Source organism: Gluconobacter sp. DsW_058 (assembly GCF_002153615.1).
Lineage (GTDB): Bacteria > Pseudomonadota > Alphaproteobacteria > Acetobacterales > Acetobacteraceae > Gluconobacter > Gluconobacter cerinus.
Genome location: NZ_JOPH01000005.1, coordinates 217625 through 244029 on the forward strand (window position 1 = coordinate 217625; position 26405 = coordinate 244029).

The 26405-nt window shown below is 56.5% G+C and carries 25 protein-coding genes and 2 tRNA genes; 13 read left to right on the plus strand and 14 right to left on the minus strand.

Annotated features, from left to right (window positions below):
• Window positions 1-393 precede the first annotated feature (393 nt).
• The 3 genes from HK24_RS04375 (at window position 394) to cysE (ending at window position 4642) form a co-directional block, all read left to right on the plus strand.
• The gene (locus HK24_RS04375) at window positions 394-2586 is read left to right on the plus strand and encodes a TonB-dependent siderophore receptor (RefSeq protein ID WP_086633465.1); all 2193 of its coding nucleotides are present in this window, start codon (window positions 394-396) and stop codon (window positions 2584-2586) included.
• A 65-nt stretch (window positions 2587-2651) separates the two neighbouring features.
• A complete protein-coding gene (locus HK24_RS04380; RefSeq protein ID WP_064274630.1) occupies window positions 2652-3869 on the plus strand; it encodes a UbiH/UbiF/VisC/COQ6 family ubiquinone biosynthesis hydroxylase in 1218 nt (405 codons plus the stop codon).
• Window positions 3866-4642 (plus strand): serine O-acetyltransferase, encoded by a 777-nt coding sequence (gene cysE / locus HK24_RS04385; RefSeq protein WP_086633466.1) that lies wholly within the window; start codon window positions 3866-3868, stop codon window positions 4640-4642. Before HK24_RS04380 ends, cysE begins: the two co-directional genes overlap by 4 nt.
• Window positions 4643-4717: 75 nt before the next feature.
• Here the strand turns inward: cysE and HK24_RS04390 are convergent, their stop codons facing one another.
• Complete coding sequence (locus HK24_RS04390; protein WP_086633467.1) at window positions 4718-5878, minus strand: aldose epimerase family protein; 1161 nt, start codon at window positions 5876-5878, stop codon at window positions 4718-4720.
• Between the two features lie 317 nt (window positions 5879-6195).
• On the opposite strand from HK24_RS04390, the gene HK24_RS04395 reads away from it, so the two are divergent.
• Together HK24_RS04395 and HK24_RS04400 are read left to right on the plus strand one after the other, a co-directional pair.
• The gene (locus HK24_RS04395; RefSeq protein WP_046900679.1) at window positions 6196-7002 is read left to right on the plus strand and encodes a VacJ family lipoprotein; all 807 of its coding nucleotides are present in this window, start codon (window positions 6196-6198) and stop codon (window positions 7000-7002) included.
• Window positions 7003-7012: 10 nt separating this feature from the next.
• On the plus strand, window positions 7013-7609 hold the full coding sequence (locus HK24_RS04400; protein ID WP_086633468.1) for a phospholipid-binding protein MlaC: 597 nt from the start codon (window positions 7013-7015) through the stop codon (window positions 7607-7609).
• A 77-nt stretch (window positions 7610-7686) separates the two neighbouring features.
• On the opposite strand, the gene HK24_RS04405 is transcribed toward HK24_RS04400, so the two are convergent.
• From HK24_RS04405 to HK24_RS04420, 4 genes are all read right to left on the minus strand, one after another.
• The gene (locus HK24_RS04405; RefSeq protein WP_086633469.1) at window positions 7687-8043 is read right to left on the minus strand and encodes a pilus assembly protein N-terminal domain-containing protein; all 357 of its coding nucleotides are present in this window, start codon (window positions 8041-8043) and stop codon (window positions 7687-7689) included.
• 85 nt (window positions 8044-8128) lie between these two features.
• Entirely contained in the window at window positions 8129-8626 is a 498-nt protein-coding gene (locus tag HK24_RS04410) for a GNAT family N-acetyltransferase (RefSeq protein WP_046900676.1), read from the minus strand.
• 74 nt (window positions 8627-8700) lie between these two features.
• A complete protein-coding gene (gene ettA, locus HK24_RS04415; RefSeq protein WP_086633470.1) occupies window positions 8701-10380 on the minus strand; it encodes an energy-dependent translational throttle protein EttA in 1680 nt (559 codons plus the stop codon).
• Between the two features lie 76 nt (window positions 10381-10456).
• Window positions 10457-10530, minus strand: a tRNA-Ile gene (locus HK24_RS04420).
• Between the two features lie 219 nt (window positions 10531-10749).
• Here HK24_RS04420 and HK24_RS04425 point away from each other — a divergent pair.
• The 4 genes from HK24_RS04425 to HK24_RS04440 all read left to right on the plus strand — a co-directional run bounded on the left by HK24_RS04425 (window position 10750) and on the right by HK24_RS04440 (window position 15853).
• Complete coding sequence (locus HK24_RS04425) at window positions 10750-12888, plus strand: FUSC family protein (protein ID WP_086633592.1); 2139 nt, start codon at window positions 10750-10752, stop codon at window positions 12886-12888.
• Window positions 12889-13003: 115 nt separating this feature from the next.
• The gene (locus HK24_RS04430; protein WP_046900991.1) at window positions 13004-13405 is read left to right on the plus strand and encodes a hypothetical protein; all 402 of its coding nucleotides are present in this window, start codon (window positions 13004-13006) and stop codon (window positions 13403-13405) included.
• A 204-nt stretch (window positions 13406-13609) separates the two neighbouring features.
• A complete protein-coding gene (ppa, locus tag HK24_RS04435) occupies window positions 13610-14131 on the plus strand; it encodes an inorganic diphosphatase (protein WP_046900674.1) in 522 nt (173 codons plus the stop codon).
• A gap of 189 nt (window positions 14132-14320) precedes the next feature.
• On the plus strand, window positions 14321-15853 hold the full coding sequence (locus tag HK24_RS04440; protein WP_086633471.1) for a carbohydrate porin: 1533 nt from the start codon (window positions 14321-14323) through the stop codon (window positions 15851-15853).
• 47 nt (window positions 15854-15900) lie between these two features.
• Here HK24_RS04440 and HK24_RS04445 read toward each other — a convergent pair whose 3' ends face one another.
• The gene (locus tag HK24_RS04445) at window positions 15901-17268 is read right to left on the minus strand and encodes an FAD/NAD(P)-binding protein (RefSeq protein WP_143412290.1); all 1368 of its coding nucleotides are present in this window, start codon (window positions 17266-17268) and stop codon (window positions 15901-15903) included.
• A gap of 151 nt (window positions 17269-17419) precedes the next feature.
• Window positions 17420-17494, minus strand: a tRNA-Gly gene (locus HK24_RS04450).
• A 217-nt stretch (window positions 17495-17711) separates the two neighbouring features.
• On the opposite strand from HK24_RS04450, the gene HK24_RS04455 reads away from it, so the two are divergent.
• From HK24_RS04455 to HK24_RS04465, 3 genes are read left to right on the plus strand one after another with little or no spacing between them, the layout of a single operon-like run.
• Complete coding sequence (locus tag HK24_RS04455; protein ID WP_086633472.1) at window positions 17712-18656, plus strand: co-chaperone YbbN; 945 nt, start codon at window positions 17712-17714, stop codon at window positions 18654-18656.
• 4 nt (window positions 18657-18660) lie between these two features.
• Window positions 18661-19341 (plus strand): LON peptidase substrate-binding domain-containing protein, encoded by a 681-nt coding sequence (locus HK24_RS04460; RefSeq protein WP_046900671.1) that lies wholly within the window; start codon window positions 18661-18663, stop codon window positions 19339-19341.
• A complete protein-coding gene (locus HK24_RS04465) occupies window positions 19338-19517 on the plus strand; it encodes a Trm112 family protein (RefSeq protein ID WP_046900670.1) in 180 nt (59 codons plus the stop codon). The genes HK24_RS04460 and HK24_RS04465 overlap by 4 nt, the downstream gene beginning before the upstream one ends.
• A 13-nt stretch (window positions 19518-19530) precedes the next feature.
• Here HK24_RS04465 and HK24_RS04470 read toward each other — a convergent pair whose 3' ends face one another.
• Together HK24_RS04470 and HK24_RS04475 are read right to left on the minus strand one after the other, a co-directional pair.
• Entirely contained in the window at window positions 19531-21042 is a 1512-nt protein-coding gene (locus HK24_RS04470) for a globin-coupled sensor protein (RefSeq protein ID WP_086633473.1), read from the minus strand.
• Window positions 21043-21151: 109 nt separating this feature from the next.
• A complete protein-coding gene (locus HK24_RS04475) occupies window positions 21152-21514 on the minus strand; it encodes a hypothetical protein (RefSeq protein ID WP_046900668.1) in 363 nt (120 codons plus the stop codon).
• Between the two features lie 103 nt (window positions 21515-21617).
• Between HK24_RS04475 and HK24_RS04480 the strand changes: the two genes are divergently transcribed.
• On the plus strand, window positions 21618-22280 hold the full coding sequence (locus HK24_RS04480) for a tyrosine-protein phosphatase (protein WP_086633474.1): 663 nt from the start codon (window positions 21618-21620) through the stop codon (window positions 22278-22280).
• Between the two features lie 8 nt (window positions 22281-22288).
• On the opposite strand, the gene HK24_RS04485 is transcribed toward HK24_RS04480, so the two are convergent.
• The 5 genes from HK24_RS04485 to HK24_RS04505 all read right to left on the minus strand — a co-directional run bounded on the left by HK24_RS04485 (window position 22289) and on the right by HK24_RS04505 (window position 26393).
• A complete protein-coding gene (locus HK24_RS04485; protein ID WP_086633475.1) occupies window positions 22289-22807 on the minus strand; it encodes a helix-turn-helix domain-containing protein in 519 nt (172 codons plus the stop codon).
• A 57-nt stretch (window positions 22808-22864) separates the two neighbouring features.
• Window positions 22865-24391, minus strand: a complete 1527-nt coding sequence (lnt, locus tag HK24_RS04490) for an apolipoprotein N-acyltransferase (RefSeq protein ID WP_233126106.1) — start codon at window positions 24389-24391, stop codon at window positions 22865-22867.
• A 55-nt stretch (window positions 24392-24446) separates the two neighbouring features.
• The gene (locus tag HK24_RS04495; RefSeq protein WP_174694812.1) at window positions 24447-25277 is read right to left on the minus strand and encodes a GNAT family N-acetyltransferase; all 831 of its coding nucleotides are present in this window, start codon (window positions 25275-25277) and stop codon (window positions 24447-24449) included.
• A gap of 74 nt (window positions 25278-25351) precedes the next feature.
• Complete coding sequence (locus HK24_RS04500; protein ID WP_052750032.1) at window positions 25352-25885, minus strand: Fur family transcriptional regulator; 534 nt, start codon at window positions 25883-25885, stop codon at window positions 25352-25354.
• Between the two features lie 100 nt (window positions 25886-25985).
• Window positions 25986-26393, minus strand: coding sequence for a MucR family transcriptional regulator (locus tag HK24_RS04505; protein WP_046900664.1), 408 nt, complete (start codon window positions 26391-26393; stop codon window positions 25986-25988).
• Between the last annotated feature and the right edge of the window lie 12 nt (window positions 26394-26405).

A 26405-nucleotide genomic window follows, 5' to 3' on the forward strand; every position in this document is an offset into this window, starting at 1 on the left:
GTCATCCACCATCAGGTCACGCGGAGGCTGCATCCTGAGCGAATGAAATGCTGTAAGCGGCGTCCATCGGCGCGCATTAGGCCAAGGACGTCAGACTACAACAGCAGGCAGACCCAACTGTTCCCGAAATACGAACAGTTCCGTTTTCACTATTTTAAATTGTTATTATATTGTTGTACGATTTATGTTGCCGAAATGAGACACTGATTTACCCGTCTTTTCGGCTCCACAGATACCAAACAGCCAAAGCAAAAACTTTAAGAGAAAATCAGTATTTTTAAGCCTTTTCAGTTCTTTATCACAACAAACCACAAACACCGATTCATGTTGTAATTTATCATTATAAACATATTTTATTGGTTGTTTCATATTATAACTATTTGGTGTAGTTTTATGGCCGCCGCCACTTCCGTTCTGTCATCTGTGTTTTCGTTTGCTCTGCTCATGTCAGGCACCTCGGCCATTGCCCTGGCAGCAGACGCTCAGGACGAGCATTCTCAATCCGGGCGAAAACCCTCTGTCGCACCCCGTCATAACAGACATTCCAAACCTGTCCCCACGCCGCATAAACAACCCAATTCAAAAAGCGAAAGCGTGACGGTTCTCGGTCACGCCCATCAGGCTGACGGCGGAGCGCTAGGAACACGCCGCGTTCTGGATACGCCATTTTCGATCAAAGTTGTGACGGCCGCAGAACTACAGGAGCGGCAGGTCAAATCGCTGGCGCGCGTTTTCTCACAGGATGCATCGGTCATTTCAAACGGCGACACGTATTCGTTCAACGCCTATTCCGTCACGGTCCGGGGCGTACCGCTTGACGATTATAACGGCTACAAGATCAACGGTACGCCCTTCTTCATGACAACCGTGGAACTTCCGCTCGAGTCATTCGAAGCGGTGCAGCTTCTCAAGGGTGCTTCCGGTTTCATGTACGGCTTCAATGCGCCCGGCGGCATCATTGATTTCCAGACGAAGAAGCCGACCGACGCGCGTACATTTTCCTTTGATGCCGGATACAGCTCAGGCGCCGTGGGCAGTCAGCACATCGACACGGGTGGGCGCCTCTTTCGGAACGATATTGTTGGATATCGCCTCAACCTCACCCACGAAAATGGCGAAACCTATAACGGATCGCACGTCACGCGCTTTTCAGGCTCCCTATCCACGGATGTGCGGCTGGCTCACAACCTGCTGTGGACCGCTGACGCCATTTATCAGGATCGTCAGGTCCGTGGTGGCGTGCAGGACTTCTTTATTGATGATCCGTCCGCCTATGGCAGCAACCGTCTTCCCGATGCCATCAGCGGACACAAGAACCTGACGGCATCTCCGGCAAGCATGTTTACGTCCCACACCCTGTTTGTCTCAACCGGGCTGCATTGGGACATTACAAAGAACTGGACGGCGCGCATCGATTACAGCCACAGCATGGACTATCGCCGCTACCGGGGAGAGTGGATGTCCCTGCAGGATCAGGGTGGCAACTATGACACCTATATGAGCACCAATCCTGGAAGCTGGGCACAATATGATCAGGTTCAGGCCATTCTGGAAGGCAAGTTCCGGACAGGCTTTATCCGGCATGATTTCACGATGGGAGCGGCCTGGCAGGGGCTCAGCAAATATCTTCCATATGACTCTGATTACGTGAACATCGGAGGCCAGAACCTCTACTCGCCGATCACCAGCCGCTCTTATAGCGGAAGCTGGGACACCGCGACCTATCGCAATTATCGTTCCGATCAGGTTGGTCTTTTCGGCAGCGACACCCTGACGTTTGATAAACACTGGTCACTGCTCGCCGGCATCCGCTTTACCGATTTTCACCAGCTGACCTGGACGTCCGCCGGAACAAAAACAGCGCTGCGCACTACGCCACTGACACCAACTGCCGCCCTGATGTTCCATCCGTGGAAAGACACCACCATTTACGCCAGTTACGTTCAGGCGCTGGAAAACGGTGGGACCGTGGGAGACACCTATAAGAACGCACGCGAGACCCTTCCGCCCATCCGTTCTGATCAGGTTGAAGTAGGTGCAAAGATCGCGCGCCAGACCTGGGATCTGACAGGCGCGCTCTATCGCATCACGCGAGGCGCGCAATATGCCAATGCGGACAATGTTTATGTGTCGAACGGCACCGTCACATATCAGGGCGCGGAACTCAGCGGTCATGTCGATCTTCCGTTTGGCATTACCCTCACGGACAGTCTGGGTGCCGAAGGCGGAAAATACAGCAAGGCAGATGCCAGCGTTAAAGGAAACAAGATCGAAGGCATTCCGCTCTTCCAGAATGTCTTTCAGTTGACGGACCGTATCCCGGGCGTGCCGGGCCTCTCAGCGACTGCGGAAGTTCATTATACTGCGTCGATGTGGGGGGACAGTTCCAACAGCTTCCATGTCCCGAGCTATACGCTGCTCAATCTTCGGGCCAGCTATCGCACCAACATCGGCCGTCACAAGGTGACGTTACGCGCTGAACTCGATAACGCCACAAACCTTCATTACTGGGGCTTTCTGGCCTCTGATTACTTCTTTGTCGGGACACCGCGCGCTGTCTTCCTGAACGCACGCTTCGATCTCTGATCTTTTCTGCCCCTTCCTGCCCTCTTCCGCTCCACACGTCACAGGAGTAGGACAGGGGCAGGGAGATGAGCACGATGACCAAGACACATTACGACCTGTGCATTAACGGAGCTGGTCCTGTTGGCGCGACACTGGCCTGTCGTCTGGCAGCCGAAGGTGTACGGGTTCTGCTCATTGACCGTGCAGCTCTCCCGGGCATGGAAGATCCCTCTCTCGATGGCCGGGCATACGCCATTGCGGAAGGCTCACGCCAGATGCTGGAAGCCGCGGGTATCTGGGACAATCTTCCCGGTGTTTCCCAGCCGATCCGTGAAATCCGCGTCTCGGATGGCCGCCCGCACGAGGCTCCCTCACCGCTTTTCCTGCATTTCGGTGTGGACGATGCCCCTGAAGGCATGAATTTCGGCTGGATGGCAGAAGCACGCGATCTGCGTCTCGCCATTAACCGGACGCTTGAACAATACGAGACGCTGGACGTCCGCGCGCCAGACACAGGAACCTTCACGTTCCACCCGGATCATGTGTCGATCCGTTTGGCATCGGGTTCAACCGTGACGGCCAAACTGGCTGTCGCCGCTGAGGGACGTCGTTCCCCATTGCGCGACCAGGCCCGCATCGGCCTGACCAAACTTCCTTATCATCAGTGCGGTATCGTTGCGACAATCGCACATGAAAAGCCCCATGACGGCGTGGCGCTGGAACAGTTCCTGCCGGAAGGCCCTTTCGCCCGACTGCCAATGCCAGGAACGGCTGAGCATCCGCATCGGTCCGCTATTGTCTGGGCAGAAGGCGAAGGCCGCGCCCAGCGCTTCCATGACCTTCCCGATGAAATCTTTGCCCGCGAAATCCGTGCCCGCATGGGCGATGAGGATCTGGGCGCCATCACACCCATTGGCCGCCGCTGGATTTATCCGCTGTCAGCGCAGTATGCGCAGACATATATTGCGCCACGTCTGGCTCTCGTTGGAGATGCTGCCCATGGTATTCACCCGATTGCGGGTCAGGGGCTGAATATCGGTTTTCGGGATGTCATTGCTCTGGCAGACCTGCTGATTGAAGCCCATACGAAACGTACAGATCCGGGCAGCCGGGAACTCCTTGTCCGCTATCAGCGCCGAGCCCGGCCCGGCAATATGGCCATGCTGGCCGCCACGGACATTCTGGAACGTCTTTTTGGCAACGATAATCCGGTTCTGCGGCGCGTGCGCGACCTGGGCATTGCGGGCGTTCATCGCCTGCCCCGCCTGAGACGCGCCTTTGTTCGCAAGGCGATGGGCGTATGAGTTCAACCGTAAATCTTGATCAGCTCTGGCGAAATATGCAGGCACAGGCCTGCAGTTGCCATGACCCTCTGATTCAGGATGTTTTCGCTACGAATATCGGAGACCATCACAGCTTCAGCTCGGGCCTTGCGTCTCTTCTGGGTACCAAGCTGGCGGATCGGTCCATTTCTGCTACGGCCATCACACGGCTGGTCACTTCCATTCTTCTGGAAGTCCCCGGCATAGCCGAGTCAGCCGCTGAAGATATTCTGGCAATCCATGACCGTGATCCGGCCTGCCCGGATCTGGTGACACCGTTCCTGTTCTTCAAAGGCTGGCAGGCGTTACAGGTTCATCGTATCGCGCATCACCTCTGGCAGAAAAACAGACGGCATCTGGCCTATCATTTTCAAAGCCGGGTCAATGAGCTGTTCGCAATCGACATTCATCCGGCCGCGCGCCTTGGTCGGCGCCTGAGCATCGACCATGGAACGGGGATTGTGATCGGGGAAACCTGCATCATCGAAGATGACGTCTCCCTATTCCAGGACGTCACGCTGGGTGGCACAGGGAAACTGACCGGGAATAGACATCCGATCGTACGCCGAGGGGCCATGATTGGATCAGGTGCCAAGGTGCTGGGGCGCCTCATCATCGGCGAGAATGCCCGTATTGGTGCGGCATCAGTTGTTCTGGAAGATATCCCTGCGAATGCGACGGCAGTCGGAAATCCGGCCAGGATTCTGGAGCCTTCCAAAGTCAGTGCTGCAACAGGCGCCAAACTTCCATCCTGAGCGGATACAGGAAGAGGCTGCCTCCTTTCGGAGAACAGCCTCTTTCTCAAGCAAGGCCACGTCAGCGTTAAGCGCTTACTGATTCGAAAACTTGAACGTCGTCGTGTAGTCGAATGTCTGACCCGGCTTCAGCTCTGTCGTGGGAAAGGACGGATGGTTCGGGCTGTCTGGATAATGCTCGGCTTCAAAAGCGATAGCATCTGTCTGACGATAGGCGTGGCCGGAAATCCCTGCATACCCACCGTCCAGTGAGTTGGACGTATAGACCTGTAGCCCCGGCTGGTTGGTCAGAACTTCCATGCTGCGGCCCGAGCGTGGGTCATAGACTTTTCCAGCCAGACGCGGAGCCTGTCCGTATGCTCCGTTGACGACCCAGTTCATGTCGTAACCACGCGCATACATCATCTGGATGTCATTGCTGCGGAGGCGTGCGCCCACTTCAGTTGGCTTACTGAAGTCGAGTGGAGTGCCTGCAACGGGTGCAAGCTGGCCCGTTGGGATCGAGGTGCTATCGGTCGGGGTATAGCTGTCTGCGTTGATCTGAAGGATTTCCGGCTCAATGCTGCCGGAGCCTTCGCCATTCAGATTCCAGTAGCTGTGGTTCGTCAGATTCAGAACCGTCGGCGCATCGGTTGTCGCCACATAATGCAGCGACAGAGCATTGTCGTTCCCCAGCGTGTAGGTCACGTGCGTCGTCAATATTCCGGGGAAGCCTTGGTCTCCGTTCGGACTGACCAGCTTCAGCGTCACATAGGAGCCGCTTGCAGAGACGCCTGTCTTTTCAAGCGTCCAGACGTTCTTGTCGAATCCCTTTTTGCCACCATGCAGAGCATTCGGAGCCGCCGTAATGTCCGTGTGGTAGATTTTCCCATCTACCGGGAAGCTGCCGCCTGCGAGACGGTTTGCGTAACGGCCGATAATCGCCCCGAAGAACAGTCCACCCTTGGCGCTATCGACGGTGTATCCCTTGAGATCGCCAAACCCGAGGACGATGTCCTGCGGATGCCCGTTACGATCCGGCGTTTCAACAGATTGAATAATGCCACCATAGGTAATGACGCGTACCGTCACGTTATGGTCATTCTTCAGGGTAACAATACGGACAGGCTTACCATCGGGCGTGTTGCCCCATGGCTGAGAGAGTGCCGTTGGACGCGCCTGAGCAGCCCCAAGAGACAGGCCGACTAGGGCCACGGTGGCAAAAAGCGGTGCTTTGCAGGCAGAAAATCTGGACACTGGAAAATTCCCTGGTGTTGAGTTGCCGCCACACTGCTCTCAAAATATTTCAGCCGTCAAAGTGGCCGGAGTGTCCTTCTGACTTCTGGATCGTTAAAGGATCTCGTCCCTTCCCTGTGTCATAATTTGGATACATAGAGGGGTGCAGCTTGGCACAGTATAGGCTATGACTACGGCCTTCCGCAGTTTTCCGCGACGGACGGCTCATGGCTCCGCTGGCGGCACACCAATTGAATGGGAACGGATTTCGAAAATTTCCGTTTTCAGATGAAGTCTTTGTGAGCACGCCCGCGGAGTGGGGTTTTTGAGGAATGGTTATGGACTCTCGGCAGGACAGAATCGGTATCAGGGCGACGCGCTCGCGTCGTGGCAGAGCCATTGCAGGCGTTTTGGCACTGCTGACGCTGGGGGCCTGTGGCTCCCTGCATAATCCCCCGCCGAAAGATCCGGACGACCTTGCTGATTACAAGGCTGCCAACGATCCGTATGAGCCGCTGAACCGGAAGATGTATAACGTCCAGATGTGGGCTTATCACGTGGCCCTGCGTCCCGTGGCCAAGGCCTGGATCTGGGCTGTTCCGAAGCCAGTTCGGCACAGTATTTCCAACATCAATGAAACCTGGCGTGAGCCTGCGGTGTTCTTCTCTGATGTTGGGGCTGGAAAGCCCCGTCGTGCGGGTGACTCGTTCATGCGCTTCACGATCAACATGAGTGCGGGAGTGGCGGGTTTCTTCGATGTTGCCAGTCTGGTTGGTTACAAACAGCATGAGACTGACCCGGGGATGACGATGGGAACATGGGGCGTGAAGAGCGGCCCATACCTCTTCATCCCGTTTGTCGGTCCCAGCAACTTCCGCGATGGTATCGGCTATGGGATCGGGCAGGCTCTGACCCCGATCAATTATGTGCCAAGAGGTTATGGTCTGCTGACATTCAACTGGGCCTACAATATTCTTGGAACGGTTGATGGCTTTGCCAACAGTGTGGATCAGATCGACCATCTGGAGCAGGACAGCCTTGATCCGTACTCCTACGTCCGTAGTGCCTGGCAGCAAAACCGCCAGAGCCAGATTGACGCTATGACGAACGATCACCGCGCCACCACCCCAGACTGGTACAACTGAGGACAAACGCATGCTTAAAGCCTTTTCGCGCCGGGCCCTTCTTGGTGCTTTTGCTGCAGCCCTCACTTTCGGGGCTGGCGTCGCTCATGCCAATCCGGCAATAGATTTCGTGAATTCCTTTGGTGGCCAGCTGGTCAGCATCGTTAATTCCGGCAAGCCACTGGGTGAAAAGAAGCGCGAAGTCCTTCCGCTTCTTCAGTCCAACGTGGATATTCAGGGCATTGCCCGCTACTGCCTCGGCCGCTACTGGCGCACCGCCACCCCGGCTCAACAGCAGAAGTACCTGCAGCTTTTCGATCAGGTTCTGGTCAACACGATCACGGATCAGATCGGTAACTATCAGGGCGTAAGCTTCCGGGTCACCGGCACGAGCTCAACGCCGGATGGCGAACGGGTCAATGCACTGATTGACCGTCCGGGCCAGCCAGAGGTCAACATGCAGCTCATCATCGGTGGAAACCCACCGAAGGTCGTGGACATGTATGGTGAAGGTGCCAGCCTGCGCATGAACCAGCGCGGCGATTACAGCTCCTATCTGGCTCGCCACGGTGGCGATGTTGGTGCTCTGAACTCCGCTCTGGAGCGTCAGCTCAGCAATCACCACTGAGTGCTGCACATCGAAGCTGATACTCTGAAAAAGGCCTCCTGAACGGGAGGCCTTTTTTGGTTCTGCACTACAAGCCTTTATCGCGGGGCGACATGCTGCACGGTGATGTGGAACCGACAGATTGTGTCTTTCCCAGTGAACAGCACATCGGTCCGGCCTTCCTGATGGGCCAGAATTTCCGCCACTTTCTGGGACACGAGATTGATATGCACAATTGCGGGCAGGCTGATAGACGCCGTCTGCAGGTTAGGAGGAAGAGCTACGATCTCCGTTCCTCCCAACGTCATAACGAGCGTATGCTCAATGATGCGCATACCGCCAACCGCTGACTCAGCAGGTTTGGGGTCTGCGGCCCGAGCGGCCGATAGAGAGGCCATGCCCAAGGCCAGCACAACAAGACCTGCTGTTCGTATGTTTTTCAGAAAATCGACCATATTTATTCCTCGACGACCGCGTCGCCTTAATTCAAACGCCAGCACCTAAAAGCGAAAGGAAAAATTCCCTGCTTTCTGCACCGTTTCAGGCAGGAGCAATTTCGTAGAGGAACATCGTATCGCCATCCCGCTTGAAAGTATCGATATGACGCATGCCGATACTTCCCAGCACCATACGGGACGCAAGATTATCTTCGCGGGCAACGGCTACGATCCGAGGCTCACCCTCATCAAGGACATACCGGATCGCGGCACCCGCAGCTTCACGAGCAAGTCCCCGGCCAGCAGCCCACGGAAAAATAGAGAATCTGAGGCCGAGGCCGCGCCCATCGGGGCGTTCATGCACGCCCGTCATCCCGACGAAACGGCCATTTTCACGGATGGCAAAAATACCGATACGGCGACGAGCCCAGAAGGCGACGTCTTCAGCCATATCCTGCTCTGCTTCGGTCCGGCTGCGCACACCACCAAGCATACGGCCAAAGGCACCAGCATCAGCCTTAAGGGCGATCATGTCCTCAAGGTCCGGCCAGTTGACCGGAGTGAGGACGAGACGTGCTGTACGGAGTTCTCGCCCTAACAACCGGGCCTCCTCAAACCGTCAGAAACCGGGGCAGAATAGCCTACCCCGGTGACGTGCAAAAGGAACGGTCCGTCTTAGCGGGCCAGCGGGCGATACTTGATGCGGCTTGGCTCAGTCGCATCCGGTCCAAGACGGCGGCGCTTGTCTTCTTCGTAGTCCTGGAAGTTACCCTCGAACCACTCAACATGACTGTCGCCTTCGAAGGCCAGGATATGCGTGGCCAGACGGTCAAGAAACCAGCGATCATGGGAGATGACCACGGCGCAGCCGGCGAAGTCTGCCAGAGCATCTTCGAGGGCACGCAGCGTATCAACGTCAAGATCGTTGGTCGGCTCATCGAGCAGCAGAACGTTGCTGTCTTCCTTGAGCATCTTGGCGAGATGAACGCGGTTACGCTCACCGCCCGACAGGATGCCAACGCGCTTCTGCTGGTCAGAACCCTTGAAGTTGAACGCCCCGACATAGGCGCGGGACGGAACCGTCCGCTTGCCAAGCTGAATGACGTCCGTACCGCCGGAAATTTCTTCCCAGACCGTCTTGTTGCCATCCAGCGTATCGCGGGACTGATCGACATAGCCGAGCTTCACCGTCTCGCCGACCTTTAGAGAGCCACCATCCGGCGTGTCCTGACCTGTGATCATCTTGAACAGCGTGGACTTACCCGCACCGTTCGGACCGATCACACCCACGATGCCACCAGGCGGGAGCTTGAAGTTCAGGCCATCGATCAGCAGACGGTCGCCAAAGCCCTTCGTCAGGTTCTCAGCTTCGATCACCGTACCGCCAAGGCGTGGGCCCGGCGTGATAACGATGTCCGCCGTGCCACCAACCTTCTCGGAGTTGGCTGCCAGCATCTCTTCGTACTTGGTAATACGAGCCTGGCTCTTGGCCTGACGGGCCTTCGGTGAGCTGTTGATCCAGTCCTGCTCGGCAGCAAGAGCGCGCTGGCGGGAGCTTTCTTCCTTCTCTTCCTGGGCCAGACGCTTGCGCTTCTGGGTCAGCCAGGACGAATAGTTGCCTTCGAACGGATAGCCACGGCCACGCTCGAGTTCCAGAATCCAGTTCGTGACGTTATCGAGGAAGTAACGGTCATGGGTGATGACCATGACGGTGCCCTGATAGTCACGCAGCGTCTTTTCGAGCCAGCTGACGCTCTCGGCATCAAGATGGTTGGTTGGCTCATCGAGCAGCAGAATGTCAGGCTTCTCAAGCAGCAGGCGGCACAGAGCAACGCGGCGACGCTCACCACCGGAAAGCTTATCAACCGGGCTGTCTGCCGGCGGGCAGCGCAGCGCGTCGAGAGCGATCTCCAGCTTCCGATCCAGCTCCCAGCCGTCACCGGCATCGATGATTTCCTGCAGTTCAGCCTGTTCCGAGAGAAGATTGGTCATCTCCTCATCGGACATGGGCTCAGCGAACAGCATGGAAATTTCGTTGAAGCGATCGAGTGCGCGCTTGAGTTCACCAAAACCGAGAGCGACGTTCTCACCAACCGTCAGCTTTTCATCAAGCTGCGGCTCCTGCTCGAGGTAGCCGATCTTGACGCCATCAGCCGCCCAGGCTTCACCGCCGAATTCCTTGTCGATCCCGGCCATCACCTTGAGCAGCGTGGACTTACCCGCGCCGTTGACGCCGAGAACACCGATCTTCACACCGGGCAGGAAGGAAAGGGTGATGCCCTTAAAGACCTCACGTCCACCCGGATAGGCCTTCGTAAGATCCTTCATGACGTAGACGTACTGGTAGGCGGCCATGATGAGGTCTCCTGTTCGGTGGTGGAGTGCGGAATGAGCGGCGGCAGACAGGCTCGCCAGACAAAATAGAACACCGTGCGCCCGGAGGGACTCGAACCCCCAACCAAGCCGTTATGAGCGGCCGGCTCTAACCAATTGAGCTACAGGCGCGCGGTAGCTGCACGAAATCGCTCACCTGACGCATTTTTGCAAGGGCTGACATGGTGAAATGTCTTTTTTTGCATTATGTGTCAAAACGCCTCCCGTCCCCGACTGGCCTCAGAAGGCCATTGCCGCCGTTTCGAGAAGGCACCTACCGGTTTTCATTATTCTGGGGGAAGACGTGGCTGGACGCTCATTGAAACACATTACAACACCGCACATTCGGTGATGCAGGCAAGCGCGACAGCTTTTCTGCAAAAATTCCGCTGGCTCTACAGCCCGGACCCGGTCATGGCCGGCTACGCTCTCCGAACTACTCTGACGTCCCTGCTCGCGCTGGGGATTGCACTGAAGATGGAGCTTGGTAGCCCTCAGTGGGCAGCCCTGACCGTCTGGATGGTCGCGCAGGGCACACGTGGGCGCAGTCTGGCAAAGGCGAAGTGGCATCTGTTCGGCATGGTGCTGGGCGTGATCTGCGGCGTGATCCTCGTCGCAGTCTGCCCTCAGGCGCCCTTGATGTTCATTCTGCTTCTGGCCGCAGGCATCGGGCTGTTCTGCCTGATTGGCACGTTCATGCCGGGGCCGGCTTCCATGACCAACTACCGTATTCACGGTATGCGGGCGACCGGCTTCACCTACGCCATTGTCTCCCTCGATGGGATTGCGGACCCGCACCACATTTTCGAAATTGCCAGTTCGCGCGCCACATACATTGTGCTGGGCATTGTTCTGGAAGCATCGATTTCCGGACTGTTCCAGCTCGGCCTCACGAAACGAACGCGCCAACAACTTACCAGCACTTTTGAAGACACTCTAAAGCCAGCGCTTTCAACCATCGCAGACATCCTTGCGGGCAAGACGGATGCTCTGGAAACCATGCAATCTGTCTTCACCCGGATCACCACTTTAGGGGATCAGGTTGAATTTGCTGAGGTCGAGCTGGGACGACAGGATCATGCGGGCGATCATACGCGCGCCGCGCTGGCGAACATCGCTGTTCTCCTGGCGCGGGCCATGGACCTTGCCACGCTGATGCGTCTTCCCCTCAGTCAGGATGACGCGTTCCTCGAACAGGCCAAAACGATCCAGCACATGTTTCTCGCCTTGCCCGCGAGGCTGGAAAGCACCGAGAACATGGACGCAATTTTGAGCGACCTGCGAGACATCAGGCGGGACTGCCGACGCCGGGTCGTGGAAGATTTCGATACTGTTCTTCCCAAAGCAGAGGACCGCGCTGCCATGCTTCGCCATGGCATGTTGCAGCAGTCTCTGGTCGAACTGATCGATGCGTTGAGAATGGCCCTGCGGCAGTTCGAAGCCAGCCGCAATCCTCAGCCTCACGATCATTTCCATGAGCCTATCCGCTCCTATCGGGACTGGCGGCAGGCCATCGTTAACAGCCTCCGCTCATCGGTGACTGTCTTTGGGGCCGGTGTAATCTGGATTGCAACAGCGTGGCCCAGCGGCCTGACATTCATCATGTTTGTCGCGATTGCATGCAGCCTGTTCTCAACGCTGGAGCGCCCGGCCCTCGCGACACAGGCCTTTTTGCATGGCGCCTGCTGTGCTGTTTTGGCCGGGGGCGTGCTCGATCTGCTTTTGCTGGGAAAACCCACAACATTCGAGATGCTCGGAATGTGGTCTGGCGTTGCCATGATGCTGGGCGGGCTGGCCTTCGCCTATCCGCCACTGACGCTTCCGGCCGTCTCTTACAACCTGTTCCTGCCCATCCTTCTAGGCCCGTCCAATCAGGGCCGAACGGATGAAATCGTCTATTTCAATACGGCCATGCCGCTCGTTCTGGGCCTGCTTTACACATCATGGATGTACCGTGTTTTCCTGCCTTATGACCCGGCGCACCAACGCTGGACCATGCGCGAACACATCCTTCAGGATCTGCATCACATTGCAGAAGGGAAAACGAACGCCACACTTGATACAGTGGTCTCACGCAACGTGGATCGCTTCGTCCGGTTGATGACCAATTCGGGGAATACACCGTCTCCCGTGGTTCATGCCTATCTGGCGGGGATTCTTTCAGCGATGCGCGTCATGCTGAACCTGCTTCGACTTCGCGCTATCAACCATGATGCGTCTCTCAATCCCCGCGCACATCAGGCTCTTGAGCTGGTGCTGGCACGGATGAGCCATTTCAGTGGGCGTTATCACGGGCATTATGGGCGAACGTTGCGCGCCACGCTCCTAGCTATTCAGAGACTGCGAGACTGTGAGACAACCGAATCGCGCCCGCGTCAGCGCTTCGTATTGATCGCTGCCCTGACGGCTCTGGACGTCATTGCAACGGAACTGAACACCAACAAGATATTCTTTGACACAAAGAGCCCCTATCTCGACCCTCCCGTGTGAGTGCTCACGAAGAAATGTTCTGAAATAGACTTTTCTTTTCACGAAAAGGGGGGAAATGTTCCGTTTCAACCGCGGAGTGCCGCGGGAAGACAGGGTCTTCAGAAAGGATACCGTCATGTTTCGTCGTATCGTGCCCGCTCTCGGCCTAGCTCTTGGCCTCGGCGTGATGTCCACGGCTGCTATGGCCCAGGAACAGTCGCCACCGCCTCCTGCTGCCGTTCAGGGCACGCCTGGCAAAGATTTCACGGGCGTCTCTCCTGCCAATCTTGCAGGAATCATGAACTACTGCGTCGAACTGCAGTATCTCTCTTATGATGAAGGCAACCCGGCTCTCTATGGCCTGAGCGAAAAGTACAAGGCCACCGAACAGACGGTTGGCAATGAAGACTATGCTCTTGGCACCGCTGGCTTCTTCAACAGCAACGGCAAGCGCTATTATCTGGTGGCCTACACCAACGAAGATGATCGTCGCGCAGCCTGCCACAATGCCCTGAAGGCCGCACAGCCGCTTCTCTGACCCCTGACTTTCCGAGTTTATCGGCTTCTACGAACGCTTCAGCCTTGTGCTGGAGCGTTTTGCGTTTCTGGCGATCTGGCAACTGTCCTCAATCCGGCGATCAGCGCATTAGCTCCCCATCATGTTTTTGCTTCCGCTCTGGGCAGAAAGGCGCAGGACAGCTAAGGTTCCGCCGTCTTAAAACCAGTTCAGGACGTGAACATCATGGACGTTTCCAAGATCTCGCCCGGCAAAGACGTGCCGAACGACATTAATGTAGTTATCGAGATCCCGCAGGGCTCTCAGGTCAAGTACGAAGTGGACAAGGATAGCGGCGCGATCTTCGTGGACCGTTTCCTGTTCACGCCGATGGCCTATCCGGCAGCTTACGGCTTCATTCCTGGCACCCTCGCGGCTGACGGCGACCCGGCTGACGCCCTCGTTCTGGCTCCGGCAGCCGTCGTTCCTGGTGCGGTGATCCGTGCACGTCCGATCGGCATGCTGAAGATGGAAGATGAGAGCGGCCAGGATGAGAAAATCATCTGCGTCCCGCACGACAAGATCCACCCGCAGTTCACGGACGTGAAGTCCATCGACGATCTGCCAGAGATCACACGCAAGGCGATTGAGCACTTTTTTGAGCGCTACAAGGATCTTGAACCCAACAAATGGGTTAAGGTAACAGGCTGGGCTGGCAAGGAAGAGGCTGGTAAAGTCATCGAGGCAGCACTCGCAGCAGCCAAATAATACGATGTTGTGATCCGTTTTATACGGGTTATAGTTTACATCGCTTGGTATAGGCTTTGTTTTTTCCTGAAAAATGGAGCCTATATCATATGAACGTGATTTTTTAGAAATTTATCTCATAATCTCTGTTCTTTATCCCGGAAAAAGTGTTACGAAGATCTCGCAACCTGATACCCGAGGATAAGAGACTTGTCTCGCCTGCATCTCTATGCCGCAGCCTGTGCGGTTTGTTTTACGCCCGCCATCGCCGCCGCTGAAGGCGCGACCAAGGCTCCCGCACCTGTCACGACGGTCGTTCAGTCAAAGGCTGGCGACAAGGTTACGACCGTGCGCGTTCTCGCGCCCATTACGGTTATGGACTGGCCAGACCAGAACTCGGAAAACCCGAGTGTCCGCGTTAACACCCCGCTTACCATCATGTCGTTCGACAAAGAGCAGGTACCCCCGCTCCCCAAGCCTGAGGCCTTGTTGACCAACCCGTTTGGCTGGAACAAGTGGCTTCGTGACCGCGGCATCGCGATCATGATGGACAACACCAACGAATACACGGGCGCCATCACCAAGCCGACACCGGGTTATGGGCTTCGTCAGGGTAGCAGCAACGCAGGCCAGTACAGCCTTGAGAACGATATCGACTGGGAAAAGCTCGCTGGTATCCGCGGCTTCTCAACCCATGCCGTCGTTGTCGGCCGTTACGGTATTCCTGCCAGCCGCATGTTCGGTGACAACCTGAACCCCAGCTCCGAAATCTACGGCGCAGGCGGTAACGTGGTCGTTCACCTTGTCTATGCTTATGGTGAGGAGACGCTTGGAAACGGTCACTTTGACGTCGCTGCCGGACGTATTCCGTTCCTGAACGACTTCTCCGCCAACCCGCTGTACTGCAACTTCCAGAACAATGCCTTCTGCGGTAACCCGAAGGCATCGTCTGACAACACTACCCATTCGTCCTACCCAGATGCCGTGTGGGCGGCCCGTATCCGCGTTCGCCCAACAAAAAGCACATACATCCAGACCGGCGTGTATTTCGCGCAGGCAGGCATCTACAACAACGTTCAGTACCGGACGGGCTTCAAGCTCAACGGTGCAGACATCAATGGCGAAGCTGTGCCAGTGGAAGCTGGCTGGGAGCCGCTGGTGGGCAAGGACCACCTGCCGGGTCACTACAAGGTTGGCTACGCCATCGACAATGCACCGCACAAAGACAACTACTATGATGTCAACGGGAACCCGTATGTCATCTCAGGTCTGGCGCAGCGTACGGTCAATTACTCCTGGGCAGCCTGGTTCCTGGCGGATCAGATGGTCTGGCGCCATCATACGCCCGGAAATCCGGACGCAGGCCTTGTCGTGCTGGGTGGCTTCTACGCCAACAGCCCCCGCACCCAGACACGTGCCCAGCAGTATGAAATCGGGTTTGTGGACAGTGGCTTCTGGAAAGCTCGCCCGCTGGACGGCATTGGTGTGAACTTCACCTACGTTCGTGTTGCAGGCAGCGTGTCCGATACTCAGCGCCTTCAGCTTGCTCGTGGGATGTCACTCATGAACGGATCTTACGGGATCCAGAACTATGGCGAAGTTCTTGAAGCGAACTACCGTATCCACGTGATGCGTGGCGTGACCTTCGCACCGGACTTCCAGTACTACTTCCGTCCCGGTGGCCAAGCTGCACTGCATAATGCAGCAATGCTCGGCTTCAAGAGCCACATCCAGTTCTTCTAAGCTTTTTCAGCGGCCAGTCAGATATCGTGACTGGCCGCTTTTGGTACTCAGACCTCGTCGGCCAGACTGTTTTGGAAAGACGAGGACTGCACCTGAGCAGCCAAATGATAAGCCAGTTCAGCAGCCTGCTGGCGAATTTCGGGTATGGCTGTTGTTTCGAAGATAGTCCCCCAGCGCATCGGGCCAATGGCATACAGGCTCGTGCTCCACCTGCCCGAGGCATCCTGTAAAGCGCCCCTGTCATCACAAACCAAACCACCCAATGGGGTTTGTGTTGCCGACCCTACCTCGAGTAATCCTGTTAACAAAGCTGAGCCGACTGTCCGATAATCACGACTTGGCCCCGTACAGTTCACCGCGTGATCTACGTCGAGACAACGAAGCCGTTCTGCTCCCTGAATGCTAAGACGCACCCCGCCTGAAACCGCGGAGACCTGCTCCACGCGCCCTTTTAGGGTCTTCAAAGTCCCGGCTTCGGTTTCCTGATCGAGCACTGATCGAAGTGCTGGCGCCATTCGATGCCGCACGATGTCCCACCGCCGCTGAAGGTGGCGCGCAAAGCGGTGTTTTTCTTCTGCTGGCAGTCGGCCCCAGAGTGCGTTCGTATGGGCCCGCAGAGCATTGACCATGCTCCTCCAGGAAATACCTTTGCGCAGACACGCTCGGAATAGAGCAAGATAAGCTCTCGCACTCGGGGGCGTGGCGAACCACACATCATCCACCCCCGCCGCAGGCGCCTCTGCATGTGAGGTCGGATACCATCCATGCCGGGAAATAGCGGTAATCTGGCCTCTGTGCCCCTGCTGTCTCAAACGAACCAGAACATCAACAGCTGTCAGCCCGGTTCCAATCAGAGCAACGTCATCATCAAGGCGAATACGGCTATAAAGATCATCCTGCCACGCTGAAGGAGAGTATCCGGGCACCAAACGCCGCGGGTCTGACAACACGACGGGCGAAAAATTGCCAGTCGCGAGAACGACATAGGACGCTGCAATACAGGCCCCGTCAGCGAGGGTAAGATTCCACCCTTGATCCGCCTTGTCGCAGGCAAGAACATGGCCCTGATGGTATTCTGGCGCGGCCTCTGTCCACAGACTTTGGAGATAGCGCCCATAAATCGCTCTGGGCACAAAATCTGAAGCGCTGATATCTGGATCATGATGGTCTCGTACCCACGCCAGAAAGTGCGATGGGTCATCCGTAACTGCGCTCATCCCGGCCGCGCAGACATTCAGATAATGTGTGAGACAGGGAGTGCCGTATGCCAGCCCTAGCCCCGGCTCTGGCGCATCTCCAACAACAATCAGTCTCGCAGCACAGCCGGCTTTGCGCAGATACCAGGCCAGAAGCGTTCCGCTGGCGCCACTTCCGATAATGGCAATGACCGGACAGGATGGATCAGGATTTTCCACGGAGGCGCATCACTCTGTTCGGGGCTGGACAATGCCCTGATCATCGCTGCGTTTTCTGCAACCATGCGACTTTTATCGTAACAGAACGCCACCTTGGGGCACTTCAGGTTCCAGAAACGAAAAAAGGCGCCTTAAGGCGCCTTTTTCAAACTGGAGCGGGTGATGGGATTCGAACCCACGACCCCAACCTTGGCAAGGTTGTGCTCTACCCCTGAGCTACACCCGCGTTCCGTGGGCGGTGTTATTACTGAACTTTTAGGGACATGCAAGAGAGAAAATGGACCTCCCAGTCAATTTTTCAATCTGCACCGTTTCTTATGAAGAAAGCGCCATGATCTCGTGGCGAGATGAAAAGCATTCCCGTGAAAGCGCCCTTGCACACAGAGCCATCAGGCCCGATCTTCAACGGAACTAGATTTTCCCAGCAGGATGGCTTCCATTCCATGAGCAGCACTTTTGACGAACATCTGATTGGCCAGTCCCCGTCTTCAGGCAAGGCCGCATACATCGTCGAAGCAGATCAGACGACGTTCATGGCGGACGTGGTTGAGGCCAGCCAGCAGATCCCGGTTCTGGTGGATTTCTGGGTCCCGTGGTGCGGCCCCTGCAAACAGCTGACGCCCGTTCTGGAGAAGATTGTCCATGCTGCCAACGGACGCGTTCGTCTGGTCAAGGTCGATGTAGAGGCCAACAAGTCCCTCGCGGCTCAACTGGCTCAGATGGGGCTTCCGCTTCAATCCATTCCCGTTGTTGTCGCGTTCTGGAAGGGTCAGGTTCTGGATCTTTTCCAGGGTGCACAGCCAGAAAGTGAAATTCGTCATTTTGTCGAATCGCTTTTGAAAGCTTCTGGCGGCACGATGCCCGCAGCAGATATTCTGGCAGCAGCCAAGACAGCTCTCGCGGACAATCAAACTGCGGAAGCTGTCGGCCTCTACGCGCAGGTTCTCGATGCAGAACCGGAAAACCCTGAAGCATGGGGCGGGATGCTCCGCGCGCTTCTGGCTCTCGATGAACTAGAAGGCGCAGAAGAAGCGTCCAGCCAGATCCCTGCCAAGCTTAATAACCATCCTGAGATCACAGGGGCACGTGCGGCACTCGCCCTCAAAATAGAAGGTGCAGCGGCAGTTTCCGAACTGGATAGTCTCAGACAACAGGCCGCCGCTTCACCGGCTGGCTTTGATATCCAGTTCAAACTGGCCGGGGCACTCAATGCTGCGGGAAATCGCGCTGATGCTGCCGATGTTCTGCTGGGTATTATCCGTCAGGACCGTGATTGGAACGAAGGTGCTGCCAAAACCGAGTTGCTTCGTTTCTTCGAAGCGTGGGGCCATACGGACCCTGTAACGCTTGCTGCGCGTCGCAAGCTCTCTTCTCTCCTGTTCTCGTAATCCCATGACGAAAACGCCCGACACCTTTCTGGATCTGAATGATATCCCGCGCAGGGTTCCAGCTCTTGCGGACCTCACTCTTGCGGACATTCCACCGCGGGTCGGGCTTTTCCCACTTTCCGGGGCCATGATCCTGCCTGGCGGGCATCTTCCTCTAACGGTCTTTGAACCCCGCTATGTCGCCTTGCTGGAAGACGCGCTTGCGGGGCGTCGCCTCATCGGGATGATTCAGCCTCAGGAAGAGGACGAATCCGATCCTCTACCGGTCCTGCATAACATCGGGACACTGGGCAGAATTACCAGCTTTACGGAATATTCTGACGGCACGTTCTCCATCACGCTTCTGGGCATCACGCGCTTCAGATTGCTGATGGAAGGCTTGACGCAGCGCGGCTGGAGGGAAGGCACCATCGACGCCTCCCCTTTCTTCTCGGATCTGCTGGAAAGCGACCCCTCCCCGATTAACCGGGCACGCTTGTTAAGCCGTCTGAAAAGCTATCTGACAGCACATCAGCTCCAGACCGACTGGTCTTTGCTTGATGAACTGGATGATGACATGCTGCTCGTCATCCTGCCGATGCTTGTTCCGTTCAGTTCTGAGCAGAAACAGGCCCTTCTTGAAGCAAGCACGCTGGATGACCGCGCCGGGGTCTTGCTGGATCTTCTGGCAAAAGGCATGGAATGACCATGAATACTGAACTTGACCCTCGCCTCCTGTCTCTTCTGGTCTGCCCCCTCACCAAAGGGCCGCTCACCTATGACCGTGACACGCAGGAACTCATCAGCCCGCGCGCAAAGCTGGCATTCCCGATCCGGGACGGCATCCCCATCATGTTGCCGGAAGAAGCACGTTCGCTCTGACTGAAGATTTTCTTCAGAGCTGATGCTGTGCTGGAAGATCGTTCTGAACCTTGAAGTTCATGACGATCTTCATCAGCTGAGCAGCATCCCCAACCAACTCCTGACTGGAGTTGCTCATCTGCCTCACGATCGCGGCGTTGGTTTTGGTCACAGCTTCAAGCTGTGTGGTGCTGGTGTTGATATCCATGATCCGCTGCGCCTGAGCTTCCGCACCTGAAGCAATCTGCCCCACAGCTTCTCCCAGCCGATTCACAGATGCACTGATGTTGCCGAGTGCAGCCCCTGTCTCATCGACCATCTTCACGCCACGCTCCACGTCTTCCATACTGCTGCTGATCAGTTCCTTGATCTCGCAAGCTGCAGTCTTGGATCTCTGGGAAAGCGCGCGTATTTCCTGAGCAACAACGGCAAAACCTCGCCCGGCATCCCCGGCATGCGCAGCTTCTACGCCTGCGTTTAAAGCCAGAAGATTTGTCTGGAAGGCAATTTCATCGATAACGCCAATAATCTGAACAATCCGCGTGGATGATTCCGAAATTTTGGCCATCGCTTCAACTGTCCGAGCGACAACTTCCGTACTTTGCCCTGTCTCCTGACAGCAGGCTTCAACCGTTTCATCCGCCTGCCGCGCCTCTTCAGCCACTTCCTTTACGGACGTCGTCAGTTGAGTGATGTTGCGCGATACTGTGCCCAGTGCGTCGACCTGCTCCGCGATACGACACGCGATGTCTTCGGACGAACTGCTGAGTGTTCGGGCGCGATGCTCCACCACGCCCGACGTAGAGCGTACACCCTGCACAATTCGCCCTAGCCCATTACAGGCACGCTGGAAGGCTCCGCTCATCCGTGCCGCCTGACTGGCGAGCTCCGGGTCAATATCCTGTACAAGATCTCCCTCGGCCATGCGGTCCAGCGAGTCTGCAAGAGCTTCTGAAAGTGCTGACAAACTTTCAGTGCGCTCCTTCTCGGCGCGCGAACGCTCCTGCCCATCCAGATTCAATGTGTATGTCTGAAGGCCAAGCTCCATATCCAGAAACGCGGCCTTCACCAAAACGCCTACCCGCGCAGCAACATCCTGACTGGTTAGACCTGATGGGCGCTTACCGAACAGCCTGCCAAGCGAGCCTTGTTTCTGCTTTGGCCAAGCATCTTGAATAACGCCGGCGACAATACCTTCGACCAGTAGCCCATAACTGCCGATATACCACTGTGGGTCCAGGCCAATCCGGGCGTGAGTATTCCCGATCGCCCGTGTACTCTGGACATAGTCAGGGCCAAAATCGCCCTCGAGAATACGGCTCCAGTGCATTTCCTGCTGGGTGCGGGCTGAGTTCTGATGGGAAGAGCTTGAGAAAAAACGTGCAAGCGCTGGGGTCTCGTCCACACGGCGATAAAACCGGTCAAGCGCGGGAGGCAAAATCCGGCGGACTTGCTGGCCAATTCGCGCTATCAGGGCCTTCTCACTGGCTCCAATCCCCAAAAAGGTAAGGCGCTCTTTCATATCTGCCGCGACCTGCTCGGTCATTTCTGGTCTCCAAGACGTCAACTCGGCCCACTGGTGAGGACGCTTTCGCCCTACCACGCCAATAGTTACGCAATCATGAAGACCGGACCGTCAGACGGCCTCGCTGTCCTTAATTTCCGCTATTCTTCCCGTATGACACTTCCGTATCCGGCACGGCAGGGCGCGGGGTGATATCAGCTGTATTGCCACCTACACCACTCGTCCCAAAGGTCATTCCTTCAGAGGACGGAGCGCTGCTTTCCCGGGGACGGTTTTCCTCGCTCATCCCCCCAGGCGGCATCGGCATGACGGGCGCATCGTCCGCATAGGACATGCCACTGGCATGAGGCCGGCGATGAGTAGCTCTATCCGGCGCAGCTCCCGGCGGGGGCAGCGCGGTCATATCCGCAGCCGGTCCGTCAAACATTGAACCAACACCACATCCCGTCAGGGACAGGCAGGACACCATCAGGGAAAGAGAAAGCCACCGCATAAGCTGACATTACCATTTCCTTGCGGTTGACGCATCCCCATCTCAAATGGGACACAGCGCTGCCTGAAGCTGCTTCATGCCCCACAGTCGAGGACGTTTTTTGATGTTTGAAGGCCGGATTACTTCTGCCGCCACGCTGCGACGGGCCTGGTGGGACAGTCTCTTTGTGGACCACTCCATCTTCCGCCTCGGCTGGACAAATCTTTCGGAAGTCGTTCCTGGCAAGGTATGGCGTTGCAACCACCCAACACCTTCACGTCTGCGCAGACTGACAAAGAAGCTTCACCTCAAGACGCTCGTAAATCTGCGCGGACATCGTAGATGCGGGTCCGATGCCCTGTCCCGCAGCACGAGTGAAAAGCTGGGTCTGACGCATCTGGATATGGCATTTGAGAGCCGGGGGGCGCCCCACAAGGATCGCATCCTACGCTTTCATGCCATGTATCAGACTCTTCAGTTTCCAATGCTGATGCACTGCAAGTCAGGCGCTGACCGCGCAGGACTGGCTTCAGGGCTGGTCGTGATGTTCGAGGGGGGAACGGCAACAGATGCTCTCAGGCAGTTGCACTGGCGCTTCGGACATTTCAACCGGTCCCGCACGGGCATCCTAGACGCATTTTTCCTGCGTTACCGCGCTGAAGCCGAAGGGCGTCTTTCCTTTATGGACTGGCTTCAGACCGAATACGATGAAGACCGGCTGCGGGCCGATTTCAAAGCGGGCAAGATTTCGTCCTTCCTGAACGATAGCGTCCTGCGCCGCGAATAGGCTCTGGCTTATTCTTCTGCCGGGCCGAGGCTGCGGATAAGGTCCAGCATTCGCTTGCGTACGGAGGGATCTGGAATGCGATAATAGGATCGCACCAGGTCAACCGTTTCACGACGGCTGAACAGCGCCGCCTCATCGGCTGGCAGATCAAACAGCCGAGGCGGTTGAACCGCTTTACGGGGCGGACCGCCGAAAGTGGCCTGCGTTTCCGCAAAGCCCGTCGTGACCGAAGGCTGAATGGGAGCAGGTGCCGTTTTGGGGGCCACATCCTGCATATCATCAAAGAAAAAACCGATCGGCACATCCAGAACACGCGCCAGATCATAGAGGCGGCTTGCCCCTACACGATTAGCACCACGTTCATATTTTTGGATCTGCTGGAACGTCAGCCCCAGCGCCTCTCCAAGCTTTTCCTGTGAAAGCCCCATCAGCGTGCGTCGCAGCCGAATGCGGTTTCCGACATGCACATCAACCGGGCCAGCAGCCGAAGCACTCTTTGGCTCGGCCTTAACGTGACCCGTAGACATGATGATCCTCCCTTGAGACCAAGAGAAGGTAAATAAAACAACCCTAGATTGTCAATATTAACCTTTTTGACGCATTACAACCCGTTCTCTCTTGCGGCGAACCGTTGGCCAAAACGAGAGCAAGACGCACAGTATCGACAGAGACAGGGGAATAGCGCGTCCATACCGAGAGAATATCGTTGGTGAGAGGGGGGACGGAATATCACTCACAATGACATCTGCCCGTCCCCACCCCAGACGAACCGTTTCACGGCCAACAGCATCATAAATCGCCGAAATGCCCGTGTTGTTCGCGAAGACAACCGGAAGACCTTCTTCCACTGCCCGCAGACGGCCCGTGGCAAGATGCTGCCGTGGACCAGCACTGTTGCCGAACCAGGCATCATTGGAAATGGTGACCAGCCAGTCAGGCCGATCATGCCGCGCAACGACAGAGCCCGAGAAAATGATCTCGTAGCAAACCATTGGGCCAACACGGCCAATATCAGGCAGATCCCATGTCTTGAGCCCTGGGCCTGGAGTCAAAACTCCTGGAAGCACGTTGAAGGGAATAATCCAGGGCTGGTACTCCCCGAATGGCACCAGGCGGCTCTTGTCATAGATGGATGTGATCTTGCCATCCTGATCCACCAGTTCGAGGCTGTTGTACCAGTGGCCATTTTCCTCACGATCTGACCCGATCATTGCCGAAGCACCACCGGCTGCGTGGGCAATCACCTCTCGGGCCAGTTCATCCTCATCGAGAAGGCCCGGAAAGCCGGATTCTGGCCAGATGACAACCACAGGCCGGTCATCGCCCATCAATCTGGCCTTCTGCGTGCCCTGAGCCGTCAGACGGAGATAGCGGCGAAAATTTTCGACGCTTTGCTGCCGGTTGATGATTTCATTTTCCGAGACATTCCCCTGAACCAGAACCGCACGCGGATTACTGATCGGCAAAGGAGCCACTGTGGCAAGCCGCCAGTAGCCGCCACCGAGCCACAGCACGCTGCACACGAGCACGCTTAAAACAGCAACACGCCCACGGAAAAGCGCCAGAGATGCCAGGACCAGTGCAAGAGTCAGGCCGTCGACACCCAGAATGGACGCGGGCTGGATCAGCGCATTGCCGATCGAACCCGGCAATTCCAGATCGCTGCCAAGCGGGTTCCAGGGGAAGCCTGAAAAAATCAGGACGCGCGCCATATCAACGACTGTCCAGCTTCCGGCGAACATCAGAATACGGCGCCATCCCGCTGGCACAAGACGACAGAGAACCGCGGGAACAGCCATCAACGGGGCAATAATGAGCGCAACACCCGGAGCCGCGAACGGGATGACCCACCAGAACTGATGGATACGAGTCAGAATGGCATTGGTCAGCCAATACAGGCCTGCCGTGTGAAATCCCATTCCAAACAGGAAGCCGCAAAGAGCAGCCTGCTTCCAAGATGCCGCATCCTCAGAGGCGCGATAGAGGACCAGTAGCCCGATAGGGAGCACAAAAAGCGCACAGACAGGCGGAAGAGACAGGGCAGAAAACGCCCCTGCCAGCACCATCAGGCCGGCAAGTCGCCAGCCACGCACAGGGAGCGTCGAAATCATGGAGATGATTATCCGTTAGAAAAAACGGCCGGGCCACAGAGGCCCGAGCCGGAAATCAGTCCAGAGCGTCCCGAAGGCGGCGCTCGTAATGGCGGTAATATTTATCCGCCAGAAGTTCACTCTTTACCAGAACGGCTACGTCCGTCGTGTTGAACTGCTCGTCCACAACAGCGCCGTCTCCAACATATCCCCCAAGACGAAGATATCCTTTGATGAGAGGCGGCAGCTTGTTCAGGCAGGCCCGGTAATCAAGCGTGTGCGGGTCAGTACGCAGCATTTCCACATAACGATCTGGCAGCGCCCGAATTCTAAGAGCCGGAGGCGCCAGATGATTATGGTGCAGATAGGTCAGTTGATCGGAGAGCGCGTCAGGATCTGTGCCCGGAAGACTTCCGCAACCGAACAGCACGTCGATGCGATGAAGAAAGATGTAGGATGCAATGCCACGCCAGAGGAGCTGCATTGCAGAACGTCCACGATGTTCGCGAGCCACACAGGACCGGCCAACCTCAAGCAAACGTCCCGGAAATTCCGTCAGGGTCGAAATATCGTATTCGGAAGCCGTGTAAAAACGGCCAATCTTCTCGGCAGCATCGGAACGTAGAAGGCGATAGGTTCCGACAACGCCTTCTGCACCAGAAGAAATGCTGTGGTCGATGACGAGAAGATGGTCGGCAACCTCGTCAAACTCGTCCACATCCCGCTTTGTACGGAATGCGCGTTCGTCCGGGTGTGCGCCAAGTTCTTCAAAAAACACACGATACCGCAGGGCCTGAGCCGCATCCCGCTCAGCCTCGGTAACAGCGATGCGAACACCCAGAGAACCGCCCCGAAGCTCCTGGAAACCGCCGTCACGGTTCAGAGCCAGCGTGGAGAGGGTCTCCATCTGTTTGAGTGTTTCTTCACTACTGATGAGCGAATGGGCTGTCGGTGAGGCTTTTTCCTCGGCCGGATTGGTGCTCATGATCCGCTCTTGTTCCTGTTCTTGGCAACAGTCTGCTTCGGAGTTTCTTTTTCAAGACGATGACCGAAGAGTTCTATGCGGTGTGAGACGAGATCGAATCCGAGACGTTTTGCAATCTGCGTAAGCAGACGGACAGGTTCGTCATCTTCAAATTCGATGACACGACCACTGTCCACATCAATCAGATGATAGTGATGGCCACTGTCGCTGGCCTCATACCGAGCACGCCCACCGCCGAAATCACGGCGTTCGAGAATCCCTTTTTCTTCCAGAAGACGCACGGTCCGATAAACCGTAGCAACGGAAATACGGCTGTCTATGGCGGATGCGCGCCGATAAAGCTCTTCTACGTCCGGATGGTCGCTGGCTTCAGACAGAACATGGGCAATGACCCGACGCTGTCCTGTCATCTTCAAACCATTTTCCACGCAGAGGCGTGCAATGGGAGAATCATCGACAACGACGGAACCTTCTGGCTTCCGACCTTGCGTGCGAGCGCGTCTGTCCGCGATTTTCATATCTACGACCATATCAGCGGCCTAGCCGAAAACCGGACCATTTGTCCAATCAGAGATGCAAATAAAAGAACCGGCTTCCTGCGGATGAAGATCAGGAAGCCGGGAAACATCCTCAGTCTTCGCGACGACGGCCGAGGCCGATCTTGCGTGCCAGGGAGGAACGATGGCTTGCGTAGTTCGGAGCAACCATCGGGTATTCCGGCGGCAGACCCCAACGCTCACGGTATTCCTGCGGCGTCATGTTGTAGGCTGTCTTGAGGTGACGACGAAGCAGCTTCAGCTTCTTCCCGTCTTCAAGACAGATGATGTAGTCAGGAAATACTGATTTGCGGGGCGGAACTGCTGGCACCGGCTTCTCAGCGGGAACCTCTTCCTGCACATCAACCGTTGCAAGCGAATCATGTACCGCACGAATAAGACCCGGCAGCGCGTCGGCTCCGATGTCATGGCTGGATACGTAGGCGGTAACGATCTGGGCGGTCAGATGGCGCAGATCGAGGTCTGCAGTCTCATGCGGCATAGTGTAATAGTC